Genomic DNA, 15,324 nt, shown 5'->3' with positions numbered 1-15,324 from the left:
ATCAGTGCGTCAGGGGGCTCGGGAGCCCCTCGTCGATCGACGGCGGCGCGGTCTCGCCCGCTCCGCCCTCCTTCTCGGTCTTCTTCTCGCCGGAGCCCGGCGCGTCGTCCTTCTCGATGCTCCCCGTCAGCGTGCGGCTCGGGTCCGCGGCCAGCGGCGTGTCGGCGACCAGCGCGTTGCCCACCTGCGCCTTGCCCATCCCGACGGACGAGTTCCCGTCGGAGGCGCTGCCGCTCCCGGAGACCTCGCCGTCGCTCAGGCGCAGGTACATCGGCGTACCGCCGACGACCATGCCCAGCTCGGCGGCGTTCGCCGCCAGGTACTGCGGCGAGCTCAGCCCGGCGATCGCGTCTTCGAGCTCCTGGTGCTGCAGCGTCAGGTCGCGCCGCTCCTGCATGAGCTCGGCCGCGCGATAGCTGTCCTGGGTCGCCAGCATCGAGAAGACGATCTGCACAGCGACAGCGGCGCCGAGGCACAGCAGGGCGACGATCGCGTACACCGTGCGCGGACGCCGCCGCGGAGCGGGCGATTCCACTGCGCGCAGCCGCCGGCGGCGCGGCGTCTCCGGTGCTTCCGCCGGCCGCCGCGGGGCCGCCGACGTGATGAGGTCGAGGTCGGCGAGGCTCATGAGTTCTCCCTCACCTTCTCGATGGCGCGCAGCCGAACGGGCTTCGCCCTCGGGTTCGACTCGGCTTCCTCGGTGCTGGCCTGTTCGGCACCGCGCACGAGGCCGCGGAACCGGGGTGCGTGCTCAGGGAGCTCGACCGGCAGCCCTGGCGGGCTCGTCGAGGCGGTCGCCTCGGCGAACAGACGCTTCACGAAGCGGTCCTCGAGCGACTGGTAGCTCAGCACGACGATGCGGCCGCCGACGCTGAGTGCGTCGAGCGCCGCGGGGATGGCGGCCTCGAGGGCGGCGAGCTCGCCGTTGACCTCGATGCGCAGGGCTTGGAAGACGCGCTTGGCCGGATGGCCGGCGCCCTTCACCGCGGCCGGCGTCGCGTCCTGCAGCACATCGACCAGCTGGCCCGAGCGCTCGATCGGCGCCTCGGCTCGGGCCGCGAGGATCGCGCGCGCGTAGCGGCCGGAGAGCTTCTCCTCGCCGTAGCGCTCGAAGATGCGCCGCAGCTCGCCCTCCGAGTACGTCGCGACGATATCGGCGGCCGTGCGGCCCGTCGTCGGGTCCATGCGCATGTCGAGCGGGGCGTCCTGCGCATAGGCGAAGCCGCGGTCGGCCTCGTCGAGCTGCAGGGACGAGACGCCGAGGTCGAACAGGATCGCGTCGGCCGACGCGGCTCCCGCGATGTCGAGCGCATGCGCGATGCCGTCGTACACCGTGTGGACGAAGGTGGTGCGACCCTCGAACGCCGCGAGCCGCTCCGCGGCGATGCGCAGCGCCTGGGGGTCGCGGTCCATGCCGATCAGCCGCGCGCCGCCGAAGCGTGTCAGGACCGCTTCGGCGTGGCCCCCCATGCCGAGCGTGCCGTCGACGTACACGGCGCCCTCGCGCCCGAGCGCGGGCCCGAGCAGCTCGAGGCATCGCTCGAGGAGTACCGGGGTGTGGATGTCTCGAATGCTCATCGTGTTCCGGATGCCCTCCCCTGGCTCTGATCCCCATCCGCTCGACCTGCCACCGGGGAAGTGATGTCAGGGCGTCGGCTGGGAGTCGGAACCAGGGGCGGGCCTCAGAAGAGACCCGGGATCACCTCCTGCTCCATCTGCGAGTAGTCGTCCTCGTTCGCCGTGAGGTAGTCGTTCCACGAGTTCTGGTCCCAGATCTCGGCGTGTGCGCCGACGCCCGTGACGACCAGCTCCTTCTCCAGGCCCGCGTATGCGCGGAGGTGCTGCGGGATCGTGATGCGGTTCTGCCCGTCCGGCGTCTCGGCGCTCGCGCCCGACAGGAACATGCGCAGGAAGTCCCGCGCCTGCTTGTTGCTCAGCGGAGCTTGCCGGATCCGCTCGTGCACCTGTTCGAACTCGCTCGTCGAGAAGACGTAGAGGCACCTCTCCTGGCCGCGCGTGACGACGATTCCGCCGGCGAGCTCCTCCCGGAACTTGGCGGGCAGGATGACGCGGCCTTTGTCGTCGAGCTTGGGGGTATGAGTACCCAACAGCATCGGCCTTCACCCCCCTCGTCATCCGGCCAATCTGAGGTGGCCCCCACTTTACTCCACTTCCCCCCACTGTCTAGAGGCGCGCACAATATTCCCCCGCGCGTCGCGTGCGCGTGTGCGGAAACGCCCCCGGATTCACGCGGATTTCCGCGGGTGGAGCGCGGTGGAGCGCGAGTGGAGGGAATCTCGCGCCGAGGCCTCACGACGCGGCCGTCAGACCCCCCATCGCGTGCACGGGTGGAGCGCCGTGGAGGCGCAGGAGTGCGCCGGAAGCGCCGACCTCGGCGGCCGGCGCTTCCGGGTGCATCGCAGACGACGGGCGCGTCACACCCGCAGGGGGCGCCTCCCGCGCTGCGCGCACAGAAAAAGCGCCGACCTCGCGGTCGGCGCTCTCACTGAATCTCTGCGGGGTGCTATTCGCCCCCCTGGCGGCGGTCCCACCTCTCGCCCATGCGGTCCATGAACGAGCCGTGCGACGACTTCCCGACCTTGCCGGGCGTCTCGGCGCGCTTCTCGCCCGGAGTCGGCGCGTTCTTCATCGGCGTCGATGCGATGATCACGCCGCCGAGCATGGCGGCGAAGCCGACGACGCCGATGATCACACCGGCGATCGGCAGGGTCTGCCAGAGGGTGACGCCGGCGATGATCGCGGCGAGGCCGAGGATCGCGACGACGACGCCGATCACCAGGTTGCGGTAGCTGATCGACCGACCGCCCGACGCGTGCACGACGTCGGCGTCGTGCTGCATGAGATGGCGCTCCATCTCGTCGAGCAGACGCTGTTCCTGTTCGGAGAGTGGCATCGGGTTCCCTCCCGGTGAGTTGGTCGAATCAGTCTACCGCTCGCGGCGATCACTAGGCTAGGGGCGTGACCCTTACTCCCGCCTTCGTCGCGGTCATCTCCCAGCGACTGGAAAGCTTCGCGGCGGCGAAGAGCCGGGAAGTCTCCGGACTCGGGCCGGAGGCCGCGCTGTTCGTCGATCACGCGGCGGCCACGCTGTCGGGGGGCAAGCGCCTCCGCGCGCGGTTCTGCGGAGCCGGGTGGGGTGCCATCACGGGCGGGTCGGCGGTCGGCGCGGATTCGGCCATCGCCGGGGCGGCCGCCGCGCTCGAGGCGTTCCAGGCCGCCGCCCTCGTGCACGACGACATCATCGACAACGCCGACACGCGTCGAGGCCGCCCTTCCGCGCACCGCGCGCTCGAGGCCGCGCACCGCGCGGCCGGCTGGACGGGCCGCGCGGAATCTTTCGGGCGCTCGGGGGCGCTCCTGCTCGGCGACCTGCTCGTCGCGTGGAGCGACGATCTGCTCGAGGAGGCGCTCCGCTCCCCCGGGCTCGGCTCCGCCGCCGTCGCCGCAGCGCGCGAGGAGTACGGCGCCATGCGCCGCGACGTCACGCTCGGGCAGTTCCTCGACATCGCGGAGGAATCGGCGTGGTCGACGGCGCCCTCCGGCGACGCCGATGCGAGGGCCCTGCGCATCGCGTCGTACAAGTCGGCCCGCTACAGCGTTCAGCAGCCGCTCGTGATCGGGGCGGCGCTCGCCGGCGGCGACGCCGATCAGCTCGACGCACTGCGCTCCTTCGGCCTGCCCGTCGGGCTGGCGTTCCAACTGCGCGACGATGTGCTCGGCGTGTTCGGCGACGAGGCGGAGACGGGCAAACCCGCGGGCGACGACCTGCGCGAGGGCAAGCGGACGCTCCTGGTCGCACTCACCCGTGCACAGCTGACCGGCGACGCGCTGCGCGAATTCGACGCGCGGTTCGGCGACCCCGACCTCGATCCGGACGAGGCGGCCGGCCTGGCCGAGGCGATCAGGGCCACCGGAGCGCTCACGGAGGTCGAACGGCGCATCTCCGCCTTCGCCGATGACGCCGAGCGTGCGCTCGACGAGGCACCGATCGACCCGCACGCCGGGACCGCGATGCGCGGGCTCGCGGAAGCCGCCATCCGCCGCTCGGCCTGACGGCCGGCGTCGTTCAGAGGATCGCCGCGACGCGGCGGACCTCGGCCTTCCGCCCGGCGAGCAGGGACTCGATCGGCGCGTTGCCGAGTGCGTCCTCGTAGTTCAGCAGCCAGTCGATCGCCTCGTCGGTGCTGAGGCCGACGTCGTGCAGCACCGTGACGGTACCGCGCAGCGACGACAGCGGCTCCGCCCCCTGCAGGAAGACCGACGGCACCTTCTGGACACCATCGCGACGGGAAGCGACCAGGACGTCGTCCTCGATCAGCTTGCGCACCTGGCCGACGCTCACGTCGAGCCGCTCGGCCACATCCGGCAGCGGCAGCCATTCCGTCGGGTAGGTCGCACTGTTCTCAGTCACTGCGCCATTGTCGCACCCCGCCGCTGTGCGGGCGAACGGCGCTGCACCGTTCGCCACGTGCATCACATTCGTCACATCCGCCCCATTGCCCACAATCGTTATCAACTATTGACTTCTCTTTACTTCTTTGACAGCGTGAACGCGGAACAAGTTGGGGGTTTCCATGTCGTTCACGCGTACCGCACTCACTACCGCACCCGTTGCCGTCGTCGGATCGCTCGCTCTGAGCCTCGGGGTCGCCGATGCCGCGTCGGCCGCCGAGACGCACGAGGTGCGCCCGGGCGAGACCGTCACGGGGATCGCGATCAACCACGGTCTCCAGACGCGCGACGTCCTGCGATGGAACGACATCTCGCCGGCCGCCGCTCGCTCGCTCGCACCGGGCACGGTCCTGAAGCTGTCTGGGGGCAACGGCGCTCCCGTGACGACGGCCTCCGCGACGACGCGTTCGTCGTCGAAGACCCACACTGTGGAGCCGGGTGACACCCTCTGGTCGATCGCTCAGCAGCACCGGACGTCGTTGAGCGCCCTCGTCGAGGCCAACGGCTTCAAGGCGTCGACGATGATCTTCCCCGGTCAGAAGGTGAAGCTCACGGGCACAGCTCCCGCCGAGCGGGCAGCCTCGACGCCGACGCGCACGACTTCGCTCGCGACGGCGATGACCTACACCGTGTCGTCGGGAGACACGCTCTGGTCGATCGCGAACGCGCACGGCCTCTCGCTCGGCCAGCTCTTCGAGGCCAACGGCTTCGACCGGTCGACGATCGTGTATCCCGGCCAGGTGATCCGGCTGACGACGGCGCACACCCAGCCGTCCGACGACGGCAATGCCAAGAACGTGCTCGACGCTCGGCGCGACTCCGACCGGACGAGCACGACCGGCGACTCGTCGTCCGACGACGCCGACGCGAACGCGACCACGCATACGGTCGAACCAGGCGACACCCTGTGGTCGATCGCGCATCAGTACGGCAGGACCGTCGCCGAGATCCTCGAGGCCAACGACCTCGAACCGGGCGCGATCATCTACCCCGGTCAGGAGCTCGAGCTCGATGCGCCGGAGCCCGAGACCGTCGACAACCCACAGCGCTTCGCCGCGCTCAGCGGCGCCCAGGCCGAGAACGGCGCGCTCATCATCCGCGTCGGCCGCAGCATCGGGGCGAGCGACCGAGCGATCGCCGAGGCGCTCGCGACCGCGATGGTCGAGTCGTCGCTGCGCAACGTCGAATACGGCGACCGCGACTCGCTCGGCCTGTTCCAGCAGCGCGCGTCGACCGGGTGGGGCACGAAGGCCCAGATCATGGACCGCGAGCGCTCGACGCTGGCGTTCTTCGGCGGCGCGAACGACCCGAACGGCTCCTCGTCGCGCGGCCTGTACGACCTGGCCGGCTGGGAGGACCAGCCGTTCGGCACCCCGTCGCAGCGCGTGCAGGTCTCGGCGCACCCCGATCGCTATGCGCAGTGGGAGACACAGGCCTACCGCTGGCTCGCCGAACTCGCCTGACCCGAGGAACCTCGGCGCCGCATCGGCTGCGTTCTCGTCGCTCGCAGTGCGCAGTACAGCGGCACTCCTCGGCCCTGCCGCCGCGACACCGAGGAACTTCGTCGCGGCAGGTCGTCAGGAAGCCGTGCGCATCCGCGTCTTTCCGGGGTTCGTTCCAGGGGATCGCCACCCTCGACGCCTAGACTGACCCCCGTGAGCACACGTCAGCAGGCCGACCCGTTGATCGGGCAGCTCGTCGACGGCCGCTACCGGGTGCGCTCACGCATCGCGCGCGGCGGCATGGCCACCGTATACGTCGCCACCGACATGCGCCTCGAGCGCCGTGTGGCGCTGAAGGTCATGCACGCGCACCTCAGCGACGACAGCGTGTTCCAGAGCCGGTTCATCCAGGAGGCCCGCTCCGCCGCGCGGCTCGCCGACCCGCACGTCGTGAACGTGTTCGACCAGGGCCAGGACGGCGAGATCGCGTACCTCGTGATGGAGTACATGCCCGGCATCACGCTGCGCGATCTGCTCAAGGAGCAGAAGCGGCTCACGGTGGCGCAGACGATCACGGTGATGGATGCCGTGCTCTCGGGCCTGAGCGCCGCGCACCGCGCCGGCCTGATCCACCGCGACGTCAAGCCCGAGAACGTGCTCCTCGCCGAGGACGGCCGCATCAAGATCGGCGACTTCGGCCTCGCGCGCGCGACGAGCGCGAACACGGCGACGGGCGCGGAGCTGCTCGGCACGATCGCGTATCTGGCACCCGAGCTGGTCACCCGCGGCACCGCCGACGCGCGCAGCGACATCTACGCGCTCGGCATCATGCTCTATGAGATGCTGACCGGCCAGCAGCCGTTCCGCGGCGACCAGCCGATGCAGATCGCCTACCAGCACGCCACCGACTCGGTGCCCCGCCCGAGCTCGCGCAACCCCGGCGTCCCCGAGCAGATCGACGAGCTCGTGCTGTGGACGACCGAGAAGGAGCCCGACGAGCGCCCGTCGGACGCGGCGGAGATGCTGGACCGCCTGCGCGCGATCGAACAGGAGCTCAGCATCGCGCCGATGTCGGCCCAGGCGGGCGCCGTCAGCGCCCCCGACATCGACCCGGATGCCGCGGAGCCGATCGACGAGACCATGGTGCTGCCGTTCTCGCGCACCGAGGCGATCACCGATGAGATCCTGCCCGACGGCGAGGTCGCGGCGACGGGCCCCCAGCAGGTCGACAACGCCGTGGCGCTGCGCCGCGTGACCGAGCGCCGCACCAAGCGCGGTTTCTGGCTCGTGGCGGTCGTACTGCTGCTGTCGGTTCTCGCGGGCGGCGCCGGCTGGTACTGGGGCTCGGGCCCCGGCTCGCTCGTCGCCGTGCCGGACGTGGCGGGCGGCACCTTCGAGGAGGCCTCCGCCGAGCTCGGCGCGCTCGGTCTCGCGGCCGAGGAGCACGGCGTGCACAGCCTGGATGTGGAATCCGGCACCGTCATCGGAACCGACCCAGAGGACGGGTCGCGGATCGAACCGGGCTCGGTCGTCTCCGTCGAGGTCTCGCTGGGCGCGGCCGAGGTCGACGTGCCCGCCCTGCCCGGTATGCCTCAGAAGGAGGCGATCGCGGCGCTCGAGGACATCGGCATCGAGACGAGCGAGGTCCGCAAGTACTTCATCGACGCGAGGGCCGGCGACGTCACGAACGCGCGGATCCAGCCGCGCGACGGCGGCGAGCTCATCGAGTGCATCGATGGCTGCACGGCCCACGACGGCGACACCGCTGTGCTCTCGGTGACCCTCGGCCCCGTGCCCGACGTCGCCGGCCGCTCCCCCGAGGACGCGTCCTCGATGCTCGAGGGGGCCGGCCTGACCGTCTCCGGCGACTCCCGCGAGCAGTTCAGCGACGAGGTGCCGGCCGGCACCGTGATCGGAACGGTCGGCAAGGAGGGCGTCTTCGCCGAGGGCGAGGAGATCCGGATGATCGTCTCGGCCGGGCCCGTGCCGGACGTGGCGGGGCAATCGGTGGAGGATGCCACGAAGACCCTCACGGACGCCGGTCTGAACGTCGTGAGCGAGTCTCAGGAGCAGTACCACGACAGCGTCCCCGAGGGCCAGGTGATCGGCACCGTCGGGAAGGACGGCGCCTTCGTCGCGGGAGACGACATCCAGCTCATCGTGTCGCTCGGCCCGGAGCCCGTGCCGGTTCCGGACGTCGCCGGAATGCACCGGACGGAGGCGATCGCCGCGCTGAGCGGAGCCGGCTTCGAGGTCGAGTACAACGTGCTGTGGAACTCGTTCCCGAACGGCTGGGTCGTCGCAACCGGAACCGACCCCGGCCCCGGCGAGGAGCTCCTTCCCGGCGAAACCGTCAAGCTCCTGCTCGACAACACCGGCCCCATCTGATTCCCGCGCACCCGTGATGCGGGAGAGGGCGCCCGCTCCCAGCCTCAGGCTGCGGAACGGGCGCCCTCTTCATGCGGGTCGCGGGTGCGACTGGTCGGAGGAGCGGGCCTCCGACCGGCGACGCCATGCCGTGCCCGCGGCCCGCGATCAGAGCTTCTCGAGCTCCTCCGCGACGAGGAACGCGAGCTCGAGCGACTGCTTGTGGTTCAGGCGCGGGTCGCAGAGCGACTCGTAGCGCGACTCGAGGCCGGCTTCGTCGATGTGCTCGGATCCGCCGAGGCACTCCGTCACATCGTCGCCCGTGAGCTCGACGTGCAGGCCGCCGGGGAACGTGCCGACCTGGTGGTGCGCCTCGAAGAAGCCCCGCACCTCGTCGACGACGTCATCGAACCGCCGGCTCTTGTAGCCGTTGGCCGTCGTGATGCCGTTGCCGTGCATCGGGTCGGTCACCCAGAGCGGCTGGGCGCCCGAGTCCTTCACGGCCTGCAGCAGGGGCGGCAGCGCGTCACGGATCTTGCCGGCGCCCATCCGGGTGATGAACGTGAGCCTGCCCGGCTCGCGATCCGGGTCCAGGATGTCGATGAGCTTCAGCGCCGTCTCGGGGTCGGTCGTCGGGCCGAGCTTCACGCCGATGGGGTTCTTGATGTGGCGGAAGTACTCGATGTGGGCGCCGTCGAGGTCGCGCGTGCGCTCGCCGATCCAGAGGAAGTGGCCCGACGTGTTGTAGATGTCTCCCGTGCGCGAGTCGACGCGCGTGAGCGGCCGCTCGTAGTCCATGAGGAGGCCCTCGTGACCCGTGAAGAACTCGACGCGCTTCAGCTCGTCGAAGTCGGCGCCGGCCGACTCCATGAACTTGATCGCCCGGTCGATCTCGGCGGCGAGGCCCTCGTAGCGCTCGTTCGCCGCGTTCTCGGCGAAGCCCTTGTTCCAGGAGTGCACTTCGCGCAGATCGGCGAACCCGCCCTGCGTGAAGGCGCGGATGAGGTTCAGCGTCGCCGACGACGTGTGGTACGCCTGCAGCAGGCGGCGCGGGTCTGCCGTGCGCGAGGCGCTCGTGAAGTCGAAACCGTTCACGATCTCGCCCCGGAAGGCCGGCAGCGTCACGTCACCGCGGGTCTCGGTGTCCTTCGAGCGCGGCTTGGCGAACTGACCGGCCATGCGGCCCATCTTGACGACGGGCATCGACGCGCCGTACTGCAGCACGACGGCCATCTGGAGCACGGTCTTCACGCGGTTGCGGATCTTGTCGCCCGTTGCGCCCGAGAACGTCTCGGCGCAGTCGCCGCCCTGCAGCAGGAACGCCTTGCCGGCGGCCGCCTGCGCGAGGCGCTCGCGCAGGTTGTCCGCCTCGCCCGCGAAGATCAGCGGGGGGAGCGCCGCGAGCTCTGCGGATACTTCCGCGACCGCCTCGGCATCCGGATACTGCGGCTGCTGCTTGATCGGGAGCGAACGCCAGGCATCGAGGTCGTGGAGTGAATCAGTCACCCGACGATCCTACCTATCCCCGCCGGCGGCCCGGGCCTTTGCGACGCTCGCATACTCGTCGCGGTAGCGCTGCTGACCGAGGCGCTGCAGCGCGACCATGATCTCGTCGGTGACGGAGCGCAGGATGTAGCGGTCGTTCTCCATGCCGGCGTAGCGGGAGAAGTCGAGCGGCTCGCCGATCACGACGCCGACCCGCACCGTTCGGGGCACCTTCGCCCCGATCGGCATCATCTTCTCCGTGTCGATCATGACCACGGGGATGACGGGGACCTTCGCCTCGAGCGCCATCCTCGCGAGACCCGTGCGGCCGCGGTACAGCGTGCCGTCGTGGCTGCGCGTGCCCTCGGGGTAGATGCCGAGCAGGTCGCCGCGCCCGATCACGCGCAGGGCCGTGTTCAGGGCCGCCTCCGACGCCTGGCCGCCCGAGCGGTCGATCGGGATCTGCCCCGTGCCCTTCATGAACCACTTCGTGGCCCACCCCTTGACCCCGCGGCCCGTGAAGTACTCGTTCTTCGCCAGGAACGACATCGGGCGCTCCAGCAGCAGCGGCAGGAAGATGGAGTCCATCACCGAGAGATGGTTGCTCGCGAGGATCGCGGCGCCCGTCGCCGGGACGTTCTCCTTGCCCGTGATCCACGGCCGATAGATCGCCTTCATCAGGGGTCCGACGACGATGTACTTCATGAGCCAGTAGAACATCGCTCCCCTTCCGCGCGCGAGCATGCCCCGCGCCCCGCCGGAACAGCTTACCGAAGGCTCTCGATCCCATAGAGTGGGGGAACACCCGCCCCAACGGTGCCGAAGGAGTTGCCGTGAACCAGACCTCTATCCCCGCACTCGTCCCCGCGGATCCGGACGCGAACATCGCCGATCTGCTGGTGCAGCGCGTCGCTGAGACGCCCGACCGGGCACTGTTCAGCGTGCCGGAGGGTGACGGCTGGCGCGACATCACCGCCCGCCAGTTCGAGGAGCAGGTGATCGCCCTCGCGAAGGGCTTCGCCGCATCCGGAATGCGACCAGGCGACAAAGCGGGCTTCCTCGCCCGCACGACCTACGAATGGACCCTCGTCGACTTCGCGCTGCACTACGCCGGCGTCGTCATGGTGCCCGTGTACGAGACGAGCTCGGCGTCGCAGGTGCAGTGGATCCTCGAGGACTCGGGCGCCACCTGGCTGATCACGGGAACGCGCGAGCACCTGGAGCGCTACCAGGAGGTCGCCGCCGACCTCCCCCTCATCGGGCAGACCTGGGTGCTCGAGGACGGCATGATCGAAGAGCTGACGGAGGTCGGCGCTGGAGTCCCGGATGAGGAGATCGCCGAGCGGCGCAGCCTCGCCAAGGGGGACGACCTCGCCACGATCATCTACACGTCCGGCTCCACGGGGCGCCCCCGCGGCTGCGTGCTGACGCACAGCAACTTCGTCGAGACGGCGCGCAACGCCGCCGCCTCGCTGACCGAGGTCGTGCACCAGCCGGGCGCGTCCACGATCCTGTTCATCACGACGGCGCACGTGTTCGCGCGCTTCATGAGCGTTCTGTACATCCAGGCGGGCGTTCGGACGGGCCACGAGCCCAACACGAAGAACCTCGTTCAGGCGCTCGGGTCGTTCAAGCCGACGGTGCTGCTGGCCGTGCCCCGCGTGTTCGAGAAGGTCTACAACGCCGCGGAGGCGAAGGTCGAGGCCGAGGGCAAGGGCAAGATCTTCCGCTCCGCGGCGAGCGTCGCGATCGAGCACGCCCGTCGCGAGCAGGAGGGTGAGAAGATCGGCCTGGTTCTGAAGGCGAAGTTCGCTCTGTTCGACAAGCTCGTGTACTCCAAGCTCCGCGAGACCCTGGGCGGCAATGTGCGGTACGCCGTCTCGGGCTCCGCCCCGCTCGGTCCGCGGCTCGGCTACTTCTTCCGCGGGCTCGGCGTGAAGATCCTCGAGGGGTACGGGCTCACGGAGTCCACCGCGCCGGCCTCCGTCAACGTGCCGCAGCGCATCAAGGTCGGCTCCGTCGGCCCCGCGCTGCCGGGTGTGGACATCCGGATCGCCGACGACGGCGAAGTGCAGCTGCGCGGCGTGAACATCTTCAAGGAGTACTGGCGCAACCCGACCGCGACCGAGAAGGCGTTCGAGGACGGCTGGTTCCGGACGGGAGACATCGGCGAGCTCGACGAGGACGGCTACCTGAGCATCACGGGCCGCAAGAAGGAGATCATCGTCACGGCGGGCGGCAAGAACGTCGCGCCGAACACGCTCGAGGACCCGATCCGCTCCAACCCGATCGTCGGCCAGGTCGTCGTCGTCGGAGACCAGAAGCCGTTCATCTCCGCACTCGTCACGCTCGACCCCGAGATGCTGCCCGCGTGGCTGAAGACGCACGGCGAATCGCCCGATCTGACCCTCGCGCAGGCGGCGCACAGCCCGGCCGTCCGCGGCGAGGTGCAGCGCCAGATCGACCACGCGAACAAGCTCGTCTCGCGGGCAGAGTCCATCCGGAAGTTCGAGATCCTCGGGACGGAGTGGACCGAGGCCTCCGGCCACCTCACGCCCAAGCTGTCGATCAAGCGGGCCCAGATCATGAAGGACTTCGCCGCCGACGTCGAGCGCCTCTACGGCGACCCGAACGAGACGACGAACGTCTCGGTCAGCGGCTGAGCCGATGCGCCGGGCGTAGAAGAAAGCCCCGGGAATAGGCGGAACTGAGCGGATTGCGCCTAGCCCGGGGAAATCTGCCTAGGCTCGGTGCGCGGCCCGCGGGTCGTGTGTGCGTGGAGCGCAAGGCCGAGGAGCGCAGGCGTACGCCCCGTCGGCCCTCCCACCCGCTGCATGCGCATCGGGTGGAGCCTCCGCCTCCGTGGGCCCGGTACGGCCAGCGACGAGAACGCAGCGGCGTACGCACGGCCCGCGGGTCAGAACCAGCTCGACTCGCGGACCTGCTTCATGGCTTCGCGGCGGGTCTCCTTGTCGAGCCGCTGCAGGTAGACCATGCCGTCGAGGTGGTCGGTCTCGTGCTGCAGCATCTGGGCGAACAGCCCCGTGCCCTCCAGGACGAGCTTCTTGCCGTCGAGGTCGATTCCCTCCGCGCGGGCGTACGGGTGGCGCCGCGCGTCGTGCCAGAGGTTCGGCACCGAGAGGCAGCCCTCCCCCGTCGGTTCGGCCTCGCCGCGCACCTCGACGATGCGGGGGTTCAGGATGTACCCGATGTCGCCGTCGACGTTGTAGCTGAAGGCGCGGAGGCCGACGCCGATCTGCGGCGCCGCGACGCCGGCCCGCCCCGGGAGCTTCACCGTGTCGAGCAGGTCGGTGACGAGCGCCCTGGTGCCGTCGTCGATCTCGGTGATCTCCGCGCACGGCGTGCGCAGCACGGGGTCGCCGTAGAGGCGGATCTCACGGACCGTCATGCGTCGTCCCCGACCGAGTGCATGGCGGCGGAGCGCATCCCCTCGATCAGGTGCGCCGCCGCCTCGCGGGCCGCGTCACGGGTGGCCCCGTTGAGATCGCCGAACACGATGGCGCCGCCCGTGGCGAGCGCTTCGTCGTACGGCAGGCGCACGACGGCGCGCACGCGGGAGGAGAAGTGCGACTCGAGCTCGTCGAGGCGTACGAGCGATCGACCGGGAGCCGACTGGTTCAGGACGACGACGGCACCGCGCACGAGGTCGGCCCGGCCGTGCGCCTCGAGCCACGTGAGGGTCTCCGACGCGAGCCTGGCCTCGTCGACGCTCGGGCCGGCGACCACGACGAGCTGGTCGGCCATGTCGAGCGTGGCACCCATCACCGAGTGGATGATGCCCGTTCCCGTGTCGGTGAGGACCAGCGAGTAGTACTGCGATGCCACCTCCGCGACCGTGCGGTAGTCCGAAGCGTCGAACGCGTCGGCGACGTGCGGGTCGGTCTCGCTCGCGACGATGTCGAGGCGCGTCGCGTCGCGCGCGACGAGGTCGCTGATGTCGGCGTAGCCGCGGATCTTGTCGTGGCGGCGCACGACGTCGCGCACCGTGCGGTTGGTGCGGTTCGCGGTGCGCTCGGCGAGCGTGCCTCGGTCGGGGTTCGCGTCCACGGCGATCACGCGGTCGTCCCTCGCGTCGGCGAGCGCCATGCCGAGGAGCGTCGTCACGGTCGTCTTGCCGACGCCGCCCTTGCGGCTCAGCACCGGCACGAAGCGGGCGCGACCCGGCAGCGGCGCCGCGATGCGGGTCAGCGTTTCCTTGCGCTCGCGCACGCGCTTGCTGTCGCCGAGGTTGATCAGGCCGCCCGACACGGAGTACCAGAACCCGCGCCACGCGCCCTCCGGCTTGCGCTTGCTGCGCACCGGCTCGATCAGTCGGTCGCTCGTGAGCAGGCTCGCGCTCTCGCCGCCGGAGCTCTGGCGCGCCTGCTGCGAGAGGAACCGCGCCCCGCCCGCTTCCGCCTTGTTGCCGTCTGCCATTCGTTCCGCCTCCGTGGCGTCGTCCGTCGTCACCGGCGCGTCTGCGCCGGCGGTGTCGTTCTGGCGCTCCCCCGCCGTGAGGGCGTGCCGGCGCGCGGCCTCGTCGTCTGCCGCGTCCGTCTCGCCGGTCGGTGCCGCCCCGTCTGCGGTGTCGGTCATCCGGTCGGCCGCTTCCGCGTCTGCCGCCTCGTCGGCCCCGCCGGTTCCGCTCGCGACGGCGTCGTCCTCGGCGGGCAGGTCGCCGGGGGCGTCGGCCGCCCGGTCGATCTCGCCGGAGTCCTCCGCGCCGTCGCCCGACGGCGCCGCCTCGTCCGCGTGCTCATCGGGCGCCTTCTCGGCGCCGTCGGCCCCATCGGGCTCGTCTGCGCCGAGCGCCGCCCCATCCGCTGCGTCGCCGGGCTCTTCGCCCTCGCCGGTGCCGATCGCCGCATCGTCGGCGTCGTCCCGCGGCTCCGCGGCTTCATCGCCCTCCTCGGCGCCGCCCTGCTCATGGAGGTCATCTGCATCGACAGCGGCGGCGTCGGCCCGGTCGTCGCCCTCGGCGGCATCGTCCTCGGCGTCGCCCCACTCGTCGTCGACATCGCCCGACCCGCCGGCATCGCCCGGAGAGTCGTCCGCCGCGTCGTCCGGCTCGTCGACATCGCCCGACTCGTCCTCGGCGTCGCCCGACTCGGCATCGTCCGATTCGCCGGCATCGCCCACCTCGTCGGCGTCGCCCTCCGCCTCGTCGCCGGCCCCGTGGGGAGCCCTCTCGGCGTCGCCGGCCCCGCGCGGCGCTCCTGCGCCGCCGTCCGTCTGGTCAGCCGGCTCGTCGGCGGCCTCGACGGCGCCACCCGGCTCCCCCGGAGCGCCGCTTCCGGCCGCAGCGTCGTCCGCGCCGCGGTGTGCGGCACCCGGCAGTTCGAGCACGATCGAGCCGGATGCGAAGCCATCGGGGCTGTCGTCGACCACATCGTCATCGTCTTCGTCGTCGAGGTCCTGGTAGCCGCGCGGCAGCGTGAGATTCACCTGCTCGGTCGGCAGGCCCGACAGATTCAGCGCGGTCGTTTCGACGACGGGAGCGTCGAGGAGCCCATGGTCCTCGACGCTCTCGTCGGAATGCTTCTCGTGACGTGCCACG

The 15,324-nt window shown here is 70.7% G+C and carries 13 protein-coding genes; 4 read left to right on the top strand and 9 right to left on the bottom strand.

The window, feature by feature from the left end:
• Position 1: 1 nt before the first annotated feature.
• From C0010_RS12525 to C0010_RS12510, 4 genes are all read right to left on the bottom strand, one after another.
• Positions 2–628, bottom strand: a complete 627-nt coding sequence (locus C0010_RS12525) for a cell division protein FtsL (protein WP_105567423.1) — start codon at positions 626–628, stop codon at positions 2–4.
• On the bottom strand, positions 625–1,578 hold the full coding sequence (gene rsmH / locus C0010_RS12520; RefSeq protein WP_105567422.1) for a 16S rRNA (cytosine(1402)-N(4))-methyltransferase RsmH: 954 nt from the start codon (positions 1,576–1,578) through the stop codon (positions 625–627). The genes C0010_RS12525 and rsmH overlap by 4 nt, the downstream gene beginning before the upstream one ends.
• 104 nt (positions 1,579–1,682) lie before the next feature.
• Positions 1,683–2,114 carry a division/cell wall cluster transcriptional repressor MraZ gene (mraZ, locus tag C0010_RS12515; RefSeq protein ID WP_105567421.1) on the bottom strand — a complete coding sequence of 144 codons (432 nt, stop codon included), beginning with the start codon at positions 2,112–2,114 and terminating at the stop codon, positions 1,683–1,685.
• A gap of 410 nt (positions 2,115–2,524) precedes the next feature.
• Entirely contained in the window at positions 2,525–2,914 is a 390-nt protein-coding gene (locus C0010_RS12510) for a DUF3040 domain-containing protein (protein WP_105567420.1), read from the bottom strand.
• A gap of 65 nt (positions 2,915–2,979) precedes the next feature.
• Between C0010_RS12510 and C0010_RS12505 the strand changes: the two genes are divergently transcribed.
• Complete coding sequence (locus C0010_RS12505; protein WP_105567419.1) at positions 2,980–4,074, top strand: polyprenyl synthetase family protein; 1,095 nt, start codon at positions 2,980–2,982, stop codon at positions 4,072–4,074.
• A 13-nt stretch (positions 4,075–4,087) separates the two neighbouring features.
• Here the strand turns inward: C0010_RS12505 and C0010_RS12500 are convergent, their stop codons facing one another.
• Positions 4,088–4,432 carry an Rv2175c family DNA-binding protein gene (locus C0010_RS12500; RefSeq protein WP_105567468.1) on the bottom strand — a complete coding sequence of 115 codons (345 nt, stop codon included), beginning with the start codon at positions 4,430–4,432 and terminating at the stop codon, positions 4,088–4,090.
• 163 nt (positions 4,433–4,595) lie between these two features.
• Between C0010_RS12500 and C0010_RS12495 the strand changes: the two genes are divergently transcribed.
• Both C0010_RS12495 and pknB read left to right on the top strand, forming a co-directional pair.
• Positions 4,596–5,936 carry a LysM peptidoglycan-binding domain-containing protein gene (locus C0010_RS12495; RefSeq protein ID WP_105567418.1) on the top strand — a complete coding sequence of 447 codons (1,341 nt, stop codon included), beginning with the start codon at positions 4,596–4,598 and terminating at the stop codon, positions 5,934–5,936.
• Positions 5,937–6,128: 192 nt separating this feature from the next.
• Positions 6,129–8,303: a Stk1 family PASTA domain-containing Ser/Thr kinase gene (gene pknB / locus C0010_RS12490; protein WP_105567417.1), complete on the top strand. Its 2,175-nt coding sequence runs from the start codon at positions 6,129–6,131 to the stop codon at positions 8,301–8,303.
• A gap of 147 nt (positions 8,304–8,450) precedes the next feature.
• Here pknB and C0010_RS12485 read toward each other — a convergent pair whose 3' ends face one another.
• A complete protein-coding gene (locus C0010_RS12485) occupies positions 8,451–9,788 on the bottom strand; it encodes a class II 3-deoxy-7-phosphoheptulonate synthase (protein ID WP_105567416.1) in 1,338 nt (445 codons plus the stop codon).
• 9 nt (positions 9,789–9,797) lie between these two features.
• Entirely contained in the window at positions 9,798–10,487 is a 690-nt protein-coding gene (locus C0010_RS12480; protein ID WP_105567415.1) for a lysophospholipid acyltransferase family protein, read from the bottom strand.
• A gap of 113 nt (positions 10,488–10,600) precedes the next feature.
• Here C0010_RS12480 and C0010_RS12475 point away from each other — a divergent pair, with 113 nt between their 5' ends.
• Positions 10,601–12,430 (top strand): AMP-dependent synthetase/ligase, encoded by a 1,830-nt coding sequence (locus C0010_RS12475; RefSeq protein WP_105567414.1) that lies wholly within the window; start codon positions 10,601–10,603, stop codon positions 12,428–12,430.
• Between the two features lie 254 nt (positions 12,431–12,684).
• Here C0010_RS12475 and def read toward each other — a convergent pair whose 3' ends face one another.
• Positions 12,685–13,176 (bottom strand): peptide deformylase, encoded by a 492-nt coding sequence (gene def / locus C0010_RS12470; RefSeq protein ID WP_105567413.1) that lies wholly within the window; start codon positions 13,174–13,176, stop codon positions 12,685–12,687.
• On the bottom strand, positions 13,173–15,323 hold the full coding sequence (locus C0010_RS15310; RefSeq protein ID WP_232531946.1) for a nucleotide-binding protein: 2,151 nt from the start codon (positions 15,321–15,323) through the stop codon (positions 13,173–13,175). The genes def and C0010_RS15310 overlap by 4 nt, the downstream gene beginning before the upstream one ends.
• Position 15,324 lies beyond the last annotated feature (1 nt).

Origin of the sequence: Microbacterium halophytorum (assembly GCF_002970975.1) — a bacterium.
GTDB classification, from domain to species: Bacteria; Actinomycetota; Actinomycetes; order Actinomycetales; family Microbacteriaceae; genus Microbacterium; species Microbacterium halophytorum.
This window is presented reverse-complemented; position numbering and strand designations above follow the sequence as displayed.